Raw genomic sequence first — 22,779 nt, forward strand, 5'->3', positions numbered from 1 at the left:
TTATCGAACTAATTCTAAATAACCTTGAATTGGATCCTCTCCTGTACCCAGATCAACAATGTAATAGTAGGTTCCAGGAGGTAATTTAAGACCTCCGCCTCCAACATTACTGAATCCTTCAAACCTTTCAGAGGTATTGTTGTACCCGTCAAGGTCAAATACTTTCTGTCCTGCACGGTTGTAAATCTTCACGTTATTACCCGGGAAGTAATCTATACAGTCGATTAGGAAGAAGTCATTCTTACCATCTGCATTCGCAGATACGCCATTGTAGATTGTTAGTGAGGTTTCCAGTGTAAAGGATGCATTATAAGTACATCCGTTTTCAGCAGTAAAAGTCACCGTATAATCTCCAGGGTATGCGTCAATCAATCGCGAATCTGTTCCTACCAATGTTCCGTTTGAATCTCTCCATTCAAAATCAGTCGGTAGCTGGAATTCTTCGAAACTAATGATAGCTGTACCGGTAAACTGGTTCGTTGATCCATCTTCTGTTCTCAAGCAAATGGAGTTTGTCGCAAGTACTTCAAATTCCGGATCCACTACTTCATATCGAATATCTACAGAAGTAAATGGAGATTCACATCCGGTAGAAATATTTGTAGCTCGTACCAGGTAAGTGGTTGAATCCAGGTTGAATACCTCAGAACCAGTTGCATATGGAGTATTCATGTCGCTCGGATCAAACCATTCAAACAGGTAGTTATTTGCAACACCATCTACGTTCGCAATTGCACTACCATTGGCAATTGAGCAATTGTTTCTGCCATTGTTGACTATTACAGAAGGCGCATTTGGAGTAATTGCTTCGTTGAGTATTTCAAATACTTCAGTAGCAATACATCCCGTAATTACATCTGTCAATTGAACAGAGTACATACCAGCGTCTAATGAGTCGATGAAGAACCTATCACCAATCTCGATATTTGAATCATCAAACCATGCAATATCTACAGATGATAGATTTGGTACACTCACTGTTGCAAATCCATCTTTTCGATCGAAACATACAGTTACTGGTGCTGTAGTTAATTCAAACTCAGGACTTTCAGTGCCATCTTCAATGATTACTTGTGTTGCATTTGACTGACACTGTGTATCTACCTGGTCTATTACAAGTACTACATAGTTGCCGTCTTCCAAATTCTCTACCAACGATCCGGTGAAGTCTGCATTTGCAGGGTTAGGGTTTGGTCCCACAGCTGCTAGACTACCTACGAACCAGTAGAATTGGTAATCACTTACTGATCTTCCCGGTGCAGGTGTAATTACTGAAGCTGCCACTTTACCATTAGGATTCACACAATTGGTATTGGCAGAAGCAGTAGTCGATATTGCAATTGGATTCGGAATTTTATCCGTCATCTCATAGGTTTCTGAAATACTACATCCTGTCGCAATGTTTGTCACTTCTACCGTGTAGAATCCTGCTGCTAATCCGGACACCTCATTTGTATTTGCTCCTGCCAAATTAGCTCCTCCGGTGTAATCATCAGAGGTTAGTGGATTGCTTGTTCCTGTTCCATAGTACCACTCGAAATCATATGTGGCATTTTCAGGCTGACCATTTGCTAGTACAAGTAGTCGTCCATTAGGATTATCAGGCGTACAGTTAGTCTGGAAGTCAAACGCATCCAATGTTAAGGTAGGTAGCACTATTGCATCACCAACCTCTATTTCAAATGCAGGAGTAGTACAATTGATTAATGTGTTTGTTCCAATGATCCAATACGTTCCGGCTGTTGCAGTTGTGTATGCTGCTCCTCCAGTTCCTGAGAAGACTGGGGTTGGGCTTCCAGACGTTGGATCTACATCGTAGTAATCAAATGTATAATCCGTCAAATTATCTCTATTCACTGATGTTATTGTGATCACCCCGTCACCAGGAGCACACGTTGTTGCATCTGTTGCAGTTGCTGTTAATATTTCAACATTTGTTGGAACATTAGGTAACTCAAATTCCTCAGTAGTTACGCATCCAGTAGATAGCCTGGTTACCTCAACTGTATAAGTATCAGCAGCCATTCCGGATAGGTCGGAAGTTGCTACTCCATTCGGAGTAGATCCATTACCCGGATCAACACCGTTAGCAAGTGGTGTTCCTGTACCGGAACCTAAGTACCACTGGAAGGTATAATCGGCATCTGAATCATCTATTCCGCTTGTTGTTCCTACAGTTGCAGTAGCTCTAAGCGTACCATTCGGTGTACCACCGCCGCTGCATGTTGAATCTGAAACTTGTAATGCTATTTTAACAATCGGTCTGGTCACCACATCTTCTATAGTGAATTCTAAACCTTCAGAATCACAGTCAGAATCCAATCTAGTAATCACGGCACGATAATCCCCGCTAGCAAGTTGCTCAAACAAATAAGGAGTAGAAGCATCATTGTCAGTGACAGGAGTAGATCCAGGTAGCGCAAATACTTCCAACTGATAATTACTTCCCATTGCCACGGTATCGAATGTGTTTCCATCAAAGGTTACTTCTGTCACAGCAAAAGATCCTGCATCAACCGGGTTGCCATCATTATCATCATCACAAACGATATTGTCAACTACGTTGATTCGTGAGATACTTGGCAGTACCTGCTCTGAAGTAATCGTATAAGTTCGAGTTCTTGAGCAATCGGTGTTGGTGTTCGTCACCGTCACCTGATAGTTTCCAGCGGAAACTCCTGATAATGCTGCCTGATTGGTTGTGACACCACCACCAATAGCTCCACCACCGGCAATTTCCCATAGGAACGTAATCGGTCCGGCGTTCGCATCATTGTATTTGCCATCTACCAACACTTCCAATCCACCGACCGATGCACTAGTGCCACAATCTTGATCTGAAGTCATGCTCACCAATGCCACTTGTGGGTTTCTTACAGAATCCTTCACATTGACGATTGCAGTTGCAGCTGCACAGCCCGTGGTATTGTCAGTAGCAATGATGAAATAATCGTCAGCAGCTAAACTGTTTATTGTAATCGAAGGAGAGCCGTTTCCATTGAAAGGAGATCCAGTTACATCTGTACCTGTTGCAGATCCTTGCCTGATTACAATATCGTAATCGTCAAGCACACCATCAATATCAGCGTCATTAATCACAATTCTACCGCTATTTCCTGTACATAAAGTATCAGGTAGTGTTCGAGCCTGGATATCTGAAACGTTTAGGGTAGGGGTCACAGTAGAGCTACCAATGGTGAATGTAGCAAAAGCATCACATCCTTCATTACCATTTCCGGAAGCATTACCATTGTTCTTATTGATGAATACCGTATAATTCCCGGTTTCCAGCCCTGTAAGCGATCGGATATCAGTTCCAATGGCTGCAGATCCTACGTTAGCTCCACTTGCGCTTCCGAGATCATCATGTAAGAAGTTTGGACTTGCAAGACCAGGAGCGGTTGTGAACGTACCTCTGTACCACTCAACAGAGTAATCCCCATCGGTAATGTCAACAGCTTGATCTCCATCTTCCGTGATATTGATGGTGATTGCACCAGTACCATTATTATCTGAAGTATCACAATAAGTGTCATCAGAGCTGGTATTCAATGTAATCACTGGATCTACTTGTGTATCTTCTACCACCACATTGATTGTACCTGTGGAACAACCGCCAGTTGCTGCCGTTTGTGCGATGGTAAATGAATAAGTACCTGCACTTAATCCTGTTAATTGATTGTCAGTTAATCCACCAGTAGATGTGCCAACTGTTCCAGAGCCAGAGTTAGTCCATGTGATTACATAGGGGCTAGCACCGGTCAGGGTAGTAGGAGCACCACCATCAACAATTACCTGATTGATTGTGATCGATCCATTTGCAGGTGAACAGTTGTCGTTGTTCACAACATCAACTCCCGCGTCGATATCCACTGTTATTAAAGTCTCATCGCTGTTGATAGTGAAAGTAGCGAAGGCATCACATCCTTCGTTTCCGTTTCCGGAAGCATCGCCATTGTCTTTGGTAATGAATACGGTGTATGTACCATTTTCAAGTCCATCAAGTGAAAGGATGTTACCATTCACGAGAGCAGATCCTGCGTTAGCATTGCCGGAGTTAGTATCATCCGCATCCGCATCATCGGCGATGAAATCATTATCACCAGTACCAGGAGCGGTAGTGTATGTACCTCTGTACCACTCGATGGAGTAATCTGCTAGCGTGATTGCTGAGCCACCATCCTCAGTGATGTTGATGGTAATAGAACCATCGCCGGTGTTGTTAGTACCGTCACAATAAGTATCAGCAGCTTTTGTATTCAAGCTGATTACCGGATCTACTTGTATATCGTCAACGACTACATCAATTGTGCCTGTAACACAGCCAGTAGTATTGTGTGAGATATTGAAAGAGTAAGTTCCAGCGCCGACATCTTCAAGCCTGTCGTTAGCGATAGCACCTGCTCCGGAAGTGACCACATTACCAGTACCTGTAGCAGTCCAGTTGATGGTGTACGGGCTGGTGTTATCCAGGGCCACCGGAGTTCCATCCACGATGATTTCATCGATGGTAATGGAACCATTTTCAGGTGTACAGTTATCATTATCCACTACAGTGATTCCAGAAGTAGCACTTACAGTAAGTACCGGTTGATCACTGTTGATAGTAAATGTTGCAAACGCATCACATCCTTCGTTTCCATTTCCGGAAGCATCGCCATTGTCTTTGGTAATGAATACGGTGTATGTACCATTTTCAAGTCCATCAAGCGAAAGGATGTTACCGTTCACGAGAGCAGATCCTGCGTTAGCATTGCCGGAGTTAGTATCATCTGCATCCGCATCATCGGCGATGAAATCATTATCACCAGTACCAGGAGCGGTAGTGTATGTACCTCTGTACCACTCGATGGAGTAATCTGCTAGCGTGATTGCTGAGCCACCATCCTCAGTGATGTTGATGGTAATAGAACCATCGCCGGTGTTGTTAGTACCGTCACAATAAGTATCAGCAGCTTTTGTATTCAAGCTGATTACCGGATCTACTTGTATATCGTCAACGACTACATCAATTGTGCCTGTAACACAGCCAGTAGTATTGTGTGAGATATTGAAAGAGTAAGTTCCAGCGCCGACATCTTCAAGCCTGTCGTTAGCGATAGCACCTGCTCCGGAAGTGACCACATTACCAGTACCTGTAGCAGTCCAGTTGATGGTGTACGGGCTGGTGTTATCCAGGGCCACCGGAGTTCCATCCACGATGATTTCATCGATGGTAATGGAACCATTTTCAGGTGTACAGTTATCATTATCCACTACAGTGATTCCAGAAGTAGCACTTACAGTAAGTACCGGTTGATCACTGTTGATAGTAAATGTTGCAAACGCATCACATCCTTCGTTTCCATTTCCGGAAGCATCGCCATTGTCTTTGGTAATAAATACGGTGTATGTACCATTTTCAAGTCCATCAAGCGAAAGGATGTTACCGTTCACGAGAGCAGATCCTGCGTTAGCATTGCCGGAGTTAGTATCATCTGCATCCGCATCATCGGCGATGAAATCATTATCACCGGTACCAGGTGCAGTAGTGTATGTACCTCTGTACCATTCGATGGAGTAATCTGCTAGCGTGATTGCTGAGCCACCATCCTCGGTGATGTTGATGGTAATAGAACCATCGCCGGTGTTGTTAGTACCGTCACAATAAGTATCAGCAGCTTTTGTATTCAAGCTGATTACCGGATCTACTTGTATATCGTCAACGACTACATCGATTGTGCCTGTAGCACAGCCAGTAGTATTGTGTGAGATATTGAAAGAGTAAGTTCCAGCGCCGACATCTTCAAGTCTGTCGTTAGCGATAGCACCTGCTCCGGAGGTGACCACATTACCAGTACCTGTAGCAGTCCAGTTGATGGTGTACGGGCTGGTGTTATCCAGGGCCACCGGAGTTCCATCCACGATGATTTCATCGATGGTAATGGAACCATTTTCAGGTGTACAGTTATCATTATCCACTACAGTGATTCCAGAAGTAGCACTTACAGTAAGTACCGGTTGATCACTGTTGATAGTAAATGTTGCAAACGCATCACATCCTTCGTTTCCATTTCCGGAAGCATCGCCATTGTCTTTGGTAATGAATACGGTGTATGTACCATTTTCAAGTCCATCAAGCGAAAGGATGTTACCGTTCACGAGAGCAGATCCTGCGTTAGCATTGCCGGAGTTAGTATCATCTGCATCCGCATCATCGGCGATGAAATCATTATCACCGGTACCAGGTGCAGTAGTGTATGTACCTCTGTACCATTCGATGGAGTAATCTGCTAGCGTGATTGCTGAGCCACCATCCTCAGTGATGTTGATGGTAATAGAACCATCGCCGGTGTTGTTAGTACCGTCACAATAAGTATCAGCAGCTTTTGTATTCAAGCTGATTACCGGATCTACTTGTATATCGTCAACGACTACATCAATTGTGCCTGTAACACAGCCAGTAGTATTGTGAGAGATATTGAAAGAGTAAGTTCCAGCGCCGACATCTTCAAGCCTGTCGTTAGCGATAGCACCTGCTCCGGAGGTGACCACATTACCAGTACCTGTAGCAGTCCAGTTGATGGTGTACGGGCTGGTGTTATCCAGGGCCACCGGAGTTCCATCCACGATGATTTCATCGATGGTAATGGAACCATTTTCAGGTGTACAGTTATCATTATCCACTACAGTGATTCCAGAAGTAGCACTTACAGTAAGTACCGGTTGATCACTGTTGATAGTAAATGTTGCAAACGCATCACATCCTTCGTTTCCATTTCCGGAAGCATCGCCATTGTCTTTGGTAATGAATACGGTGTATGTACCATTTTCAAGTCCATCAAGCGAAAGGATGTTACCGTTCACGAGAGCAGATCCTGCGTTAGCATTGCCGGAGTTAGTATCATCCGCATCCGCATCATCGGCGATGAAATCATTATCACCGGTACCAGGTGCAGTAGTGTATGTACCTCTGTACCATTCGATGGAGTAATCTGCTAGCGTGATTGCTGAGCCACCATCCTCGGTGATGTTGATGGTAATAGAACCATCGCCGGTGTTGTTAGTACCGTCACAATAAGTATCAGCAGCTTTTGTATTCAAGCTGATTACCGGATCTACTTGAATATCGTCAACGACTACATCGATTGTGCCTGTAGCACAGCCAGTAGTATTGTGAGAGATATTGAAAGAGTAAGTTCCAGCGCCGACATCTTCAAGTCTGTCGTTAGCGATAGCACCTGCTCCGGAAGTGACCACATTACCAGTACCTGTAGCAGTCCAGTTGATGGTGTACGGGCTGGTGTTATCCAGGGCCACCGGAGTTCCATCCACGATGATTTCATCGATGGTAATGGAACCATTTTCAGGTGTACAGTTATCATTATCCACTACAGTGATTCCAGAAGTAGCACTTACAGTAAGTACCGGTTGATCACTGTTGATAGTAAATGTTGCAAACGCATCACATCCTTCGTTTCCATTTCCGGAAGCATCGCCATTGTCTTTGGTAATGAATACGGTGTATGTACCATTTTCAAGTCCATCAAGCGAAAGGATGTTACCGTTCACGAGAGCAGATCCTGCGTTAGCATTACCGGAGTTAGTATCATCCGCATCCGCATCATCGGCGATGAAATCATTATCACCGGTACCAGGAGCGGTAGTGTATGTACCTCTGTACCACTCGATGGAGTAATCTGCTAGCGTGATTGCTGAGCCACCATCCTCGGTGATGTTGATGGTAATAGAACCATCGCCGGTGTTGTTAGTACCGTCACAGTAGGTATCAGCAGCTTTTGTATTCAAGCTGATTACCGGGTCTACTTGTATATCGTCAACGACTACATCGATTGTGCCTGTAACACAACCAGTAGTATTGTGAGAGATATTGAAAGAGTAAGTTCCAGCGCCGACATCTTCAAGCCTGTCGTTAGCGATAGCACCTGCTCCGGAAGTCACCACATTACCAGTACCTGCAGCAGTCCAGTTGATGGTGTACGGGCTGGTGTTATCCAGCGCCACCGGAGTTCCATCCACGATGATTTCATCGATGGTAATGGAACCATTTTCAGGTGTACAGTTATCATTATCCACTACAGTGATTCCAGAAGTAGCACTTACAGTAAGTACCGGTTGATCACTGTTGATAGTAAATGTTGCAAACGCATCACACCCTTCGTTTCCATTTCCGGAAACATCGCCATTGTCTTTGGTAATGAATACGGTGTATGTACCATTTTCAAGACCATCAAGCGAAAGGATGTTACCATTCACGAGAGCAGATCCGGCATTAGTATTACCGGAGTTAGTATCATCCGCATCCGCATCATCCGCGATGAAGTCATCATCACCGGTACCAGGTGCAGTAGTGTATGTACCTCTGTACCATTCGATGGAGTAATCTGCTAGCGTGATTGCTGAGCCACCATCCTCAGTGATATTGATGGTAATAGAACCATCGCCGGTGTTGTTAGTACCGTCACAATAAGTATCAGCAGCTTTTGTATTCAAGCTGATTACCGGATCTACTTGTATATCGTCAACGACTACATCGATTGTGCCTGTAGCACAACCAGTAGTATTGTGTGAGATATTGAAAGAGTAAGTTCCAGCGCCGACATCTTCAAGCCTGTCGTTAGCGATAGCACCTGCTCCGGAAGTGACCACATTACCAGTACCTGTAGCAGTCCAGTTGATGGTGTACGGGCTGGTGTTATCCAGCGCCACCGGAGTTCCATCCACGATGATTTCATCGATGGTAATGGAACCATTTTCAGGTGTACAGTTATCATTATCCACTACAGTGATTCCAGAAGTAGCACTTACAGTAAGTACCGGTTGATCACTGTTGATAGTAAATGTTGCAAAGGTTGAACAACCTTGATTATCAGTTGCGCTAGTATTTCCATTGTCTTTGGTAATGAATACGGTATAGGTGCCATTTTCAAGTCCATCAAGTGAAAGGATGTTACCGTTCACGAGAGCAGATCCGGCATTAGTATTACCGGAGTTAGTATCATCCGCATCCGCGTCATCCGCGATGAAGTCATCATCACCGGTACCAGGAGCAGTAGTATATGTACCTCTGTACCATTCAACTGAAAAGTCGGCCAAATTAGTAGTCACACCTTCATCATCAATTTCAATAGTGATTGATCCGTCACCTGTATTGTTTGTGCCGTCACAGTAAGTGTCAGCCGTTTTTGCAGATAGGCTAACAATTGGATCTACAGTATTATCCTGGATTGTGAAATTATAGGTTGTTGAACAACCAGTTGCATCGTTTACTATTTCTATTTCATAATCGCCGGCAGTAAGATCATTACCTGAAGCTTCATTCACATTAGGGTTATAGACACTAGATGTAGTTACATTGGTCCAACTAAGTGTAAAGTCAGCGATTATTTCAGCTTGTGTATCCGAATTCACATTCACAGAACCATTTTGTAAAATTCGCTCTAGACTAAATGATCCAAAACCATTACAATCTACCTGATTGGTTTTGTTCCAATCGACACCTGAACTGTTACCCACAGAATAGGTGGTCAATTCATCAAATAGCTGAATGTCAAGTGTATCGGGACAATCTGTTCCGGCACCAGCATTATCATTATTTGCAATTACACGATACCATCCCGCACCAAGACCAGAAATTATTGCTGTATTTGCATCCAATGTTTCAAAACCTACCACATTTGATCCAGCGCCCGCTTCATCAGCACCGTCGGCATCTATTAAAGTTTGACCAGAAGTAAAATCACCATCTCCATCAGAATCATAATACCAAACAAAATCAAAAGTACCACCCGCTGGATTGCTGGCATCAACTTCAATAACTCCATTATAATCCAATACGCCTGACACATCACAAATTGTATTATTTGATGTATTAGCCAAATCCAAGGTCAAGGTTGAAACTGGTGGTTCATCTAATGTAATTGTACCTACGTACACAGGACATCTATCGCCTAGACCTCCGTCAAAAAATTCGATGGCAACAGTATAAAGGCCGGCCTCAAGTTCTCCAAGCGCAGAATGGCCAATAGACAATTCATTTAAGGTTTCAATATCCCCGTCATCAGTATCACTAAAGGATCCTGAGGTCAAAACAGGGGCATATGTTGGATCAGAAAGATTAGGATTCCAAGGAGTTCCATCAGTATCTGGGACGATTGTACGATCACCTTCATAAATGAAGTACCTATACTGGGCAGGATTATTTCCAACCTCTGCATCTAATGTAATAGATATCGCTCCATTATAGGTTGCTTCACATCTTGTAGGTTGCCTATCTATTGCTAAACTTACATCAGGTGCAGCACCAAACGTCAATGACGTACTGAACACCTCTATACATCCATTATCTAATCTAGCTACGCCGGTATAACTTATTGCTGGCAGTCCAATTAATTCACCATTTTGGATTGTTACACCACTTACACTAACCGGATTCATCGTAACTTCAGAAGCTGTAAAACCATCCTCAAAGAAGTCTTCTACAAGCTGACCTGTAGCTGCTGACGTATCTGTTCCTGCATACCAGGTGATTACTATATCTCCAGTATGAGCGCCACCAATTGTTGTACCAGCGCTTACATTGATCTCTCCATCATCATCAAAACAATCTGAAATATTTACTTTGGTAAATGATGATTCGTCAAAAGTTGCAGTAGGGCCTGTATAGGTAACAACTACGGCACCAGTTTCTACAAAACAACCAGTATTGTTGTCTATGGCTCTAATTACGTAGTTTCCTTCCGACAAATTTCCAAAAACTGCATCTCCGTCATTTTCATTAATGGTTGTAGGAGTTTCGCCAGCATCAATAGTAGTACCTTCATATAATTCAAACGTATAGCCATCTGCACCATCTAAAGGTTGTACACTACCATTATTATTCGCTGTAACAGTAATTTCACCTGTCGGATTATTACAACTGGTATTTGATGAAGTTTCAGCAGCTGACCCAATCACAGGATTGGTAGTTGAAGTTACAATAGTCAACTCTTCAGAATAGAAGCAATTGGTCGATGAGTTGGTAACCTTCATAGTATATGTACCAGCGGCCAGATTATTGAATGTTACTTCTGTCGCAGTTGTCGTTTTATTAGAGGTTATTTCTCCGGTTGAATTTTGTTGTCCTGGATATAACTGGAATGTATAACCTGTAGTGGCTCCTAGAACATCTACTTCAATTTGACCTATTGGATTGCCTGAATCACATGATGATTGTTCATTTGTGACACTAGCATTGATATCAGCGGAAAAATCGTTAGGGTTGGCAACTACACTAACCGTTACTTCAGCTGTTGTACACCCTGTACCATTATCGATTACCTCAACAGTATAGTTACCTGGATCGATACCGGTAATAGAGGCCGAAGATGTGTTGTCAGTTGTTTCAGATATACTGATGTTAGCAGTTCCAGCAGTTCCTTTTTCAGCAAAGATGTTAGTTGAACCATCTACTGTTAATTGATTGGCAGGATTAGCTGAGCTTCCGTAGAAGTAGTTAACTGTATAATTACCAGAACCAGTAATGGCAGATAAGTCAACAGTTACCCCACCATTTGGATAATTATCGCCACCTGCACAATCTGTCATATCCACAGCAGCAACATCTACTGCAGGGTCATTGAAAGTAGGAGTAGTGGAATTATCATTTATGGTAAATTCTTCAGTGATAGGGCATTTGGTATCATCATTAGTAATCTGCACAGTGTAAGTACCTGCTTCCAGTCCTTGCACGGTAAGAGTCGTCACTCCAGTAGCAGAGGTTCCAGCAAGAGCATCAGCATCAGTAAGGTCACCAGCATCGAGAGTGTTGGAAGTACCTGATCCGAAATACCATTGGATATTGTATCCTCCTGCAGGCTCACCACCAGCCGTAGTAGGGGTAACGGTGATTTGTCCATTAGGGTCTACAGTACTTGGTACACAAGTCGTTTGATGAGAATCAATGTTTCCATTTGCGGAGATAACAGCAGGATCAGCATTTACTGTCACTGTTACTTCAGCAGTAGCACATCCTGTACCACTGTCGATTACTTCGATGGTATAATCACCAGGATTAAGCCCTGTAACAGAAGCTGAAGTGGTGTTGTTGGTTGTTTCGGTAATATCAATTACTGCGGTACCAGCGATACCTTTTTCAGTGAAAATGTTAGTAGAACCATCTACTGTTAATTGGTTTGCAGGCAGAGCCGCACCGCCATAGTAGTAGTTGACAGAGTATGTTCCTGAACCAGTGATCGCTGAAAGGTCGATTGTAATGCCGCCATTTGGATAGTTGTCACCACCTGCACAATCTGTCATATCCACAGCAGCAACATCTACTGCAGGGTCATTGAAAGTAGGAGTAGTGGAATTATCATTGATGGTAAACTCTTCAGTGATAGGGCATTTGGTATCATCATTAGTGATCTGCACAGTGTAAGTACCTGCTTCGAGTCCTTGCACGGTAAGAGTCGTCACTCCAGTAGCAGAGGTTCCAGCGAGAGCATCAGCATCAGTAAGGTCACCAGCATCGAGAGTGTTGGAAGTACCTGATCCGAAGAACCATTGGATATCGTATCCTCCTGCAGGCTCACCACCAACCGTAGTAGGGGTAACGGTGATTTGTCCATTAGGGTCTACAGTACTTGGTACACAAGTCGTTTGATGAGAATCAATGTTTCCATTTGCGGAGATAACAGCAGGATCAGCATTTACTGTCACTGTTACTTCAGCAGTAGCACATCCTGTACCACTGTCGATTACTTCGATGGTATAATCACCAGGATTAAGTCCTGTAACAGAAGCTGAAGTGGTGTTGTTGGTTGTTTCGGTAATATCAATTACTGCGGTACCAGCGATACCTTTTTCAGTGAAAATGTTAGTAGAACCATCTACTGTTAATTGGTTTGCAGGCAGAGCCGCACCGCCATAGTAGTAGTTGACAGAGTATGTTCCTGAACCAGTGATCGCTGAAAGGTCGATTGTAATGCCGCCATTTGGATAGTTGTCACCACCTGCACAATCTGTCATATCCACAGCAGCAACATCTACTGCAGGGTCATTGAAAGTAGGAGTAGTGGAATTATCATTGATGGTAAACTCTTCAGTGATAGGGCATTTGGTATCATCATTAGTGATCTGCACAGTGTAAGTACCTGCTTCGAGTCCTTGCACGGTAAGAGTCGTCACTCCAGTAGCAGAGGTTCCAGCGAGAGCATCAGCATCAGTAAGGTCACCAGCATCGAGAGTGTTGGAAGTACCTGATCCGAAGAACCATTGGATATCGTATCCTCCTGCAGGCTCACCACCAACCGTAGTAGGGGTAACGGTGATTTGTCCATTAGGGTCTACAGTACTTGGTACACAAGTCGTTTGATGAGAATCAATGTTTCCATTTGCGGAGATAACAGCAGGATCAGCATTTACTGTCACTGTTACTTCAGCAGTAGCACATCCTGTACCACTGTCGATTACTTCGATGGTATAATCACCAGGATTAAGCCCTGTAACAGAAGCTGAAGTGGTGTTGTTGGTTGTTTCGGTAATATCAATTACTGCGGTACCAGCGATACCTTTTTCAGTGAAAATGTTAGTAGAACCATCTACTGTTAATTGGTTTGCAGGCAGAGCCGCACCACCATAGTAATAGTTTACAGAGTATGTTCCTGAACCAGTGATCGCTGAAAGGTCGATTGTAATGCCGCCATTTGGATAGTTGTCACCACCTGCACAATCTGTCATATCCACAGCAGCAACATCTACTGCAGGGTCATTAAAAGTAGGAGTAGTGGAATTATCATTGATGGTAAACTCTTCAGTGATAGGGCATTTGGTATCATCATTAGTGATCTGCACAGTGTAAGTACCTGCTTCGAGTCCTTGCACGGTAAGAGTCGTCACTCCAGTAGCAGAGGTTCCAGCGAGAGCATCAGCATCAGTAAGGTCACCAGCATCGAGAGTGTTGGAAGTACCAGAGCCGAAGAACCATTGGATATCGTATCCTCCTGCAGGCTCACCTCCAGCTGTTGTAGGGGTAACGGTGATTTGTCCATTAGGGTCTACGGTGCTAGGCACACAAGTCGTTTGATGAGAATCAATGTTTCCATTTGCGGAGATAACAGCAGGATCAGCATTTACTGTCACTGTTACTTCAGCAGTAGCACATCCTGTACCACTGTCGATTACTTCGATGGTATAATCACCAGGATTAAGCCCTGTAACAGAAGCTGAAGTGGTGTTGTTGGTTGTTTCGGTAATATCAATTACTGCGGTACCAGCGATACCTTTTTCAGTGAAAATGTTAGTAGAACCATCTACTGTTAATTGGTTTGCAGGCAGAGCCGCACCGCCATAGTAGTAGTTGACAGAGTATGTTCCTGAACCAGTGATCGCTGAAAGGTCGATTGTAATGCCGCCATTTGGATAGTTGTCACCACCTGCACAATCTGTCATATCCACAGCAGCAACATCTACTGCAGGGTCATTGAAAGTAGGAGTAGTGGAATTATCATTGATGGTAAACTCTTCAGTGATAGGGCATTTGGTATCATCATTAGTGATCTGTACAGTGTAAGTACCTGCTTCCAGTCCTTGCACGGTAAGTGTAGTTGCTCCTGTTGCGGAAGTACCGGCAAGAGCATCAGCATCAGTAAGGTCACCAGCATCGAGAGTGTTGGAAGTACCTGATCCGAAATACCATTGGATATCGTATCCTCCTGCAGGCTCACCACCAGCCGTAGTAGGGGTAACGGTGATTTGTCCATTAGGGTCTACAGTACTTGGTACACAAGTCGTTTGATGAGAATCAATGTTTCCATTTGCGGAGATAACAGCAGGAGCAGCATTTACTGTCACTGTTACTTCAGCAGTAGCACATCCTGTACCACTGTCGATTACTTCGATGGTATAATCACCAGGATTAAGCCCTGTAACAGAAGCTGAAGTGGTGTTGTTGGTTGTTTCGGTAATATCAATTACTGCGGTACCAGCGATACCTTTTTCAGTGAAAATGTTAGTAGAACCATCTACTGTTAATTGGTTTGCAGGCAGAGCCGCACCGCCATAGTAGTAGTTGACAGAGTATGTTCCTGAACCAGTGATCGCTGAAAGGTCGATTGTAATGCCGCCATTTGGATAGTTGTCACCACCAGCACAATCTGTCATATCCACAGCAGCAACATCTACTGCAGGGTCATTGAAAGTAGGAGTAGTGGAATTATCATTGATGGTAAACTCTTCAGTGATAGGGCATTTGGTATCATCATTAGTGATCTGCACAGTGTAAGTACCTGCTTCCAGTCCTTGCACGGTAAGTGTAGTTGCTCCTGTTGCGGAAGTACCGGCAAGAGCATCAGCATCAGTAAGGTCACCAGCATCGAGAGTGTTGGAAGTACCTGATCCGAAATACCATTGGATATCGTATCCTCCTGCAGGCTCACCACCAGCCGTAGTAGGGGTAACGGTGATTTGTCCATTAGGGTCTACAGTACTTGGTACACAAGTCGTTTGATGAGAATCAATGTTTCCATTTGCGGAGATAACAGCAGGAGCAGCATTTACTGTCACTGTTACTTCAGCAGTAGCACATCCGGTTCCGTCATCTATTACTACCACTGTATAATCTCCTGGATCCAATCCTGAGACAGAGGCAGTATTCATTTTGTCGGTGGTTTCAGCGATGTTGGCATTTGCAGTTCCACCCGTACCTTTTTCAGTAAAGATGTCAGTTGCACCAGATACATCTAGTTGGTTGGCAGGAAGTGCAGAACCACCATAGAAATAATTCACAGTATAGTTGCCTGACCCTGTAATTGCTGATAAGTCAACAGTTACTCCTCCGTTTGGATAGTTGTCACCACCAGAGCAATCTGTCATGTTCACAGCCGAGACATCAGTAGCCGGAGCTGCAAAAGTCGGATCTGTTGAGTCATCGTCAATAGTAAACTCTTCAGTTACAGAGCACCTTGTATCCACATTGGTCACTTGAACCGTGTATGTACCCGCTTCAAGACCGGTAGTGGTAAGATTGGTTACTCCTGATGCAGATGCCGTTGTTCCTAGTGCATCTCCATCCGTGAGGTCTGTATTGTCAAGAGTATTTGATGTGCCTGAACCAAAATACCATTGGATATCGTATCCGCCAGCTGGTTCGCCACCAGCTGTTGTTGGAGTTACTGTTATTTCACCATTAGGATTTACAGTACTTGGTACACAAGTAGTCTGGTGAGAGTCAATATTACCATTCACAGAAATTACGTTTGGTACAGCAGCAACTGTCACTGTTACCTCAGCGGTAGTACACCCTGTTCCGTTATCGATTACTTCAACCGTATAGTCGCCAGGGTCGATACCGGTAATAGAAGCTGAAGTGGTGTTATCGGTTGTTTCAGAGATACTGATAACTGCAGTTCCGGCAGTTCCTTTTTCAGCAAAGATATTCGTTGAGCCATCTACTGTTAATTGATTAGCAGGCAATGCTGATCCGCCATAGTAATAGTTTACAGAGTAGTTGCCCGATCCCGTAATAGCTGATAAGTCAACAGTAACACCACCATTTGGATAATTAGTGCCACCTGCACAATCCGTCATATCTACCGCAGCAACATCTACCGCAGGATCATTGAAAGTCGGGGTAGTAGAAGCATCATTTACAGTGAATTCTTCCGTCTCGGAACATTGTGAAGCAGTATTGGTCACTTCCACCGTATATGTTCCGGCTTCAAGACCCTCTACAGTTAATGTGGATACACCAGAAGCTGATGCATTTGCTAATGCATCGCCATCGGTTAAGTCACCGGCATCTAGTGTATTAGAAGTTCCGGATCCGAAATACCACTGAATATCATAGCCTCCTGCCGGCTCACCACTGCTAGTGTTTGGAGTAACAGTGATTTGACCATTCGGATCTACTGTACTAGGAGAACAAGACGTTTGATTGGTAACGCTTCCATTCACAGTAATAGTAGCTGGATTAGCAGCCACAACCACAATCAACGTGTCAGATGAGCAACTTAGAGTAGAAGTAGCTACCACTTTATATGTATCATCGGTGATTCCCGTCAGATTATTGGTGTTGCTACCTGATACATTACCACCATCGGTCACTTGTGTGCCATTGGAGTAGAAGTAGTCAAAGTCATACGTTCCTGCTGGAGAAGCGCTTACCAGAATTTCACCATTATTTGATGAAGGATCGCATCCAGCATTATCCTGAGTGCTAATAAGTGATAGGGTAGGTATGGTCTGGTTTTCCGTCAGTGTAAACGATTCAGTAGCTGGACAATCAGTGTTATCATGAGTCACAACAAGCGTATACTCATCAGCAATAAGACCTGATACATTGGCTGTCTGTGATCCACTTGGAACAGATCCATTAGCAGCAGCAACTCCATCAACAAGATCAACACCATCAAGTTGCCACTGGAAGGTAAATCCAGTAGTTGTTTGTGTTCCATCCGGAAGATCCGGATCATTATCGATATAAGCACTTAGCTCTCCATTACCAGTACCACAATCTGTTTGTGCGGCATCTTGCGTAATGACAATGTTTGGAATGTATGGATCGTCATCCACATTCAATGTAAGCTCTACGGTTTCACAACCAGTGGCAATGTGCTCTGCAACCACGGTGTAATCACCGGAAGCCAGACTTCCTAAGTCATTATCACCTACTGTAGGACCAGCTAAAACAGTTCCTGTTGCATCAGTACCTGAATACCAGGTAAAGTTGTAATTAGACTCTGCGTCTCCCTGGATACTCACAGATAAGAATCCATTTGGATTAGCGGCATCACAAGAAGTATTGTCATTGATTGTTTGTGTTGCAGTAAATGTTGGTGTAACAGTTACATCATCCACTACGATATCAGAGAAGTTGGTGCACTGTGTATCATCATTCGTTACTCGAATTCGATAGTCACCTGGAGCCAGATTAGAGAAAGTAAATGGAACTGTTCCATCTGCTATTGTTTCATCGGCTCCAATTTGTGTCGTAAATGAATGTCCATCAAAAATCTCATAGGTATATGAGGATGGTTCTGAGGCTGGGTTAGGCATATCAGCCGTCACATCTACGCTACCGGCATCATTATCACAGTTATTATCATCTGTAATGCTAGTGGCTATGGTTGGTTGCGTCTGATCTCTTTCAATGGTGAATGGTATTTCAACTGCACCACACCCTGTTAAGTTATCATATACTACCAATACATAGTCTCCATCATCTAAATCATTAAACTCACCAGAAGTATTGATATAATCTGCAGCACCTGAGACAGTCGATCCTTCATACAATTCAAACCGATACGGGAAAAGGACAAAAGTTACTGAGTCAACAAAATTACCAACAGAACCAGCATCAAGGCTTTCAAATTGGAATCGTGTAACAAACTGATCGGTCGGTACAGTATAATTTCCGGAGTAAACGGCCCAATTAGAGTTTCCAGTAGCAAAATCACCTTGAGCCACTTCAGAGCCTACTGCTCCAATACTTACACGTATGTTATCTGTTCCACCTCTACCTCTGTGGGCGAACGTCCATGAGAATAGCGAATTTGGTACTGTACTTAAGTCAAAATACAATGCACCTATTTGGTTTGCTAGAATCTCAGCAAACTGCTCTCCTGAGTATGCCGGAACACCCTGGAACCCATCATTCCAAAGCTCCATGATATTGTCTGAAGCAGTTGTAGACCAGCCCGGCACTTCGTCTTGTGGTACAAAGCTGAACGTACTTTTATTGTATGGAGCCTCAGAAATATCCGGTTGCTCAAAGTCACTATTGATATTTCCGATGGACACATTATTGACATCTCCTGGAACAACACCTGATGCATCGATCGAGCCTCTAGCAGAAGGGTCACAACTATTGATGTCGTTTTTAACTAATGCCGCTGCATCAACAGTTAAGGATCCAGGTGTATCTGTTACATCAATTGTTCGAGTCTCAAAACAACTGGTAGCGTCATCAGTCACACGAACTGTATAGGTACCTTCTTCGAGTCCTCCCAGTTCATATGTATTATCATTTACTAAGAATGCACCAGGAGCAGCTGTTCCTGGTAGTGCATTAGCAGGCAGTGTGTTTGCGCCAAGGAACCACTCAAAAGTAAAGCCGGTAACGGTACCTGCACCATCACCATCTGCGCTAATAATACCATTTCCTGCTACACAAGAGGTATTGTTTTGAACCAGAGTTGTGGCAGGATTTGGTGCTGTTGAGTTGTCATTCAACGTTACAGTAACCGGATCTGATATACAACCGGAAGAGTTTAGAATAGCTCTAACTGTGTACTCACCCGGATCTGAAACAGTATAAGTTACTGCAACAGTATCCGCAGAAGGTTTAATGGAAGGTCCGTCGTACCACTCAAAGGTGTAATCTGATGTATTTCCCCCAACGTTAGCTGAAAGTTCGCCTGTGCCACCACAAGTCGTAATATCAGTTATAGATACACTTGGGTTAGGAGGGTTAGAGACTGTGGTTGAAACTGTTCTACTTTCAGAAACAGTACAACCGGATTGATCTTCGGTAACTTCGACCGTGTACCCAATCGCATCTAGTGAGGGGATTGTATTTCCTGTACCAATTGGTGTAACACCTTCAGATTGGATGAACCATGTGAGTGCATAGCCATCAGCAGAAGTCAGTGTGTCTTGAGGAATTCCTCCACTTTCCGAAGTATATGCAAATGCCCCTAATGAACCATCAGGATTGCTACAATTCGTTAATGGACTTATTTCGTAAACATGAACATTAAATTGAGGGGTGTTGACCAGGTCGATCGTTAATTCTACCGTGTCTGAGTAACATTCTGTTAATCCATAGTACCCTACCACGTCATACGTTCCTGTAGCCATTTGCGGGTATTGGCTTCCTTCATAAAGGATTGATGAATAATCGTCATCATTGTACCATCTGAATACAAAACCATCAGGTTCAGTAAATTCTTTGGTAATATCCGGGCCTGTGCCATTTACCGTTACATTGTCAATGTAATGTGACTCGGAAGAGCTTGTGTTGTGGATTTCGACTCTTAAAATAAGTAATGAGTCTACTCCGTCTGAATTTAGGTTGGATAAAAATGCTTTTTCATACGTGAAATCATCAAATTGAGAACCATTATTAAGTACTCCTGATTCAGTCACTGTATTGGATTGATCTCTTAATTCATAGTATGCAATGGCAAAGTCTCTCCACTGACCGGATCCTTCTTGATTTCCATTTTCGAAAATATCAAGTGAAATGTTGATATCTGTATAATCGGATATGTCTATTTCCTGTGAAGTCCATGTAACAATACCCTCATCATTTTTAGTACCTGTTTTGGTTGCTCCAAACATGTTGGAACCATTATAAGAGGTAACTCCATAAAAGTCCGGAGTTTGACTGCCGCCATCTGAAGTCCATGCGGTCTCGTCAGTGTCTGACTTGTCACCTCCCGATCTGTCTTCAAAATTTTCTGTCCAGATGTTTTGATTTCCACCAGGAGTAGGACCAAAGTAGTAAGCTCTTGCTTGTCCGTTATCTGGTTTAGTAGGGTCACATTTTTCGTTATCGCTTAGCTTTTCAACCGTTAAATCAAATGTCTGGAAACCTACAAGTGTACTTTGAATATTATTTCCGGTTTCACATTCAGGAATAGTGGCTGTTGGAAGCGGAACTGTTAACGGAGGGGTTCCACCATTATCATTTATAACTACGAAAAGTTCAAAATCTCCACCAACTCCACTAATGGTTTGCGTAATCGTTAAGGTTTCGCCTACATCAAAGCCTTCCAGCAATGTGACTTCCGTATCAAGTAGATTTGAATTAGAGGTAGTTGGATCTCCGGCATAGTAGGAAACAGGTAGATTACCTGAAATATCTACATCACCAATATTGGTAATTTCAAATTCTACAGTAATCTCAGCATCAGGACATGCAGCATCAGTTGCTGACAGAATGCCCACAAAATCAATATCAGGAGAGGCAAATTCAACACAACCCTCTTCATTAAGAATTGGTGCTTGATTTAAGAAAGTATTAAGTGGTCTACTCGGAAAAGGAACTGGAGTTCCATCAGCATATTCACATAATCCATTTGAGAATACCACTGAATGATCCTGTACTTCCTCAGGTACTGTTAAGTCGTCATTGATGTTTACGTTGTAATAACCGTGCTGATTCCAGACTCCACGAGCCGGCATCCATGCTTCACCGTCTGACTCATACACACGAATGGCAGAGTACTGTGTATTATTATATGGGCTGAAAGGAGTGGAGTTGTTATAGTAACATGACAAGCATATTTCACTACTTCCATCACCATCTACATCTGCAATTATAGGATACTCCTCCTGCGTTCTGGATACACAGGCAATTTCTCTTCTTTCACTGGTGGTGTTATCCCCATTACCAACTCCATCAACAATCAAAAGTGATTCCTCACTTCGATAGACCACTTCCACTGCACCATCTCCATCAAAGTCGAAAAGGGAACATCCTGTAAATCCTGATGATCCCTCTTTAATTGGGTGTATCCAGTGGACGTTAAAGTTTTCGTCCAGTGAGTATAGTTTTTGATCCATTACGAAGTTGGCATTGAGCTGACCATCTCCATCCACGTCACCAATATTTACTCGACCAGGTCCTCTTACGAAATTGTTGGTTGGGTCGTGATAAGTGATTACGTTACTGTTAGCCACATCCCAGAAAAAGATGGTTGTTTCCCCGTTGTATTTTTCGGTGGTTGTTCCGAGAGCACCGGTGATGATTAGGTCGATGTTACCATCCAGGTTATAGTCAGCAGCAGATACTGTAGACCATTGATCATCCCAGCTTGGATAATATTTAGGATAGTAGTTTAAGTTTGGATCAATATCTGAATGGATAACTGTATCCATATCTGCTACAAGTGTTCTCGTGCCTGCAGCTTCATTAATCGACCAGATTTCTTTTCCTGAAACAAGCTCAAGTCCAGCACAATCACTACAATAAGAGGAAGGGAAGATATCGACCGCAATTGTACCATGCACATAATCTTGTTCCCAGTTACCATCACCCGGAATGATTACATTACCGGTAAGCGCGTCCATCACCTCGTTTCTATAGTAAATTTCAACGTCACCGTCTTCATCAAAGTCAGCTACACCAGGTAAACCTATTGGTTGGTTAACAGATGCCTTTTGTCTCCATCTCTGAGTTAATGTTCCGGTCGCAAAATCAACATTATAAAGCGCAACATCATCACCTTTATTTTGTGAAACAATGATGTCTCCAATTTCATCTCCATCAATCTCTGCAACTATCGGTGCATTTTCTGGTGTAAATCCAATATCTGCTGAAGCTATCGTGGCACCAGTGGCACCATTCAGCACGAAAAGATCTAGTGTTCCTTTGTTGTTTACTGTTACTACTTCCGGTATTCCATTTCCATCCAGGTCTCCAATTGCAGGAGTTGCATGGCTAGTTGATGTCTCATCTGCAGATGTCCACTGTTGGCGAATGGCAAATGTGGTAACGTCAATGTCGTCAGCACATATAACCTGATTTCCAAAGAAGAAGTCATCGCATGCCCCGTCAGTCGAGCAATCACCGTCGTAACAGTCAATGAGACCATCGCCATCATCGTCTGTACCATTGCTACAGTTCTCAGTCTGAGCCTGTAGTGTAACGGTGGTGAAAAGTAAAAGGAATGATAAAATAGAATTCCGATAGCTATTCATGGTATTAGTTGAAATGGATTCGGTCATAAATACACTTTTAAGGTATAATGTAACCCTTTAGCAAGGTAGATAAACCCCCTGAATATCAAAAGGTAT

The 22,779-nt window shown here is 43.4% G+C and carries 1 protein-coding gene; it reads right to left on the reverse strand.

Annotated features, from left to right (window positions below; all coding sequences use genetic code 11):
- Positions 1 to 22,710, reverse strand: a complete 22,710-nt coding sequence (locus tag ACQK2H_RS10150) for a gliding motility-associated C-terminal domain-containing protein (protein ID WP_425391329.1) — start codon at positions 22,708 to 22,710, stop codon at positions 1 to 3.
- Between the last annotated feature and the right edge of the window lie 69 nt (positions 22,711 to 22,779).

Origin of the sequence: Ekhidna sp. (assembly GCF_965228795.1) — a bacterium.
Taxonomy (GTDB): domain Bacteria; phylum Bacteroidota; class Bacteroidia; order Cytophagales; family Cyclobacteriaceae; genus Ekhidna.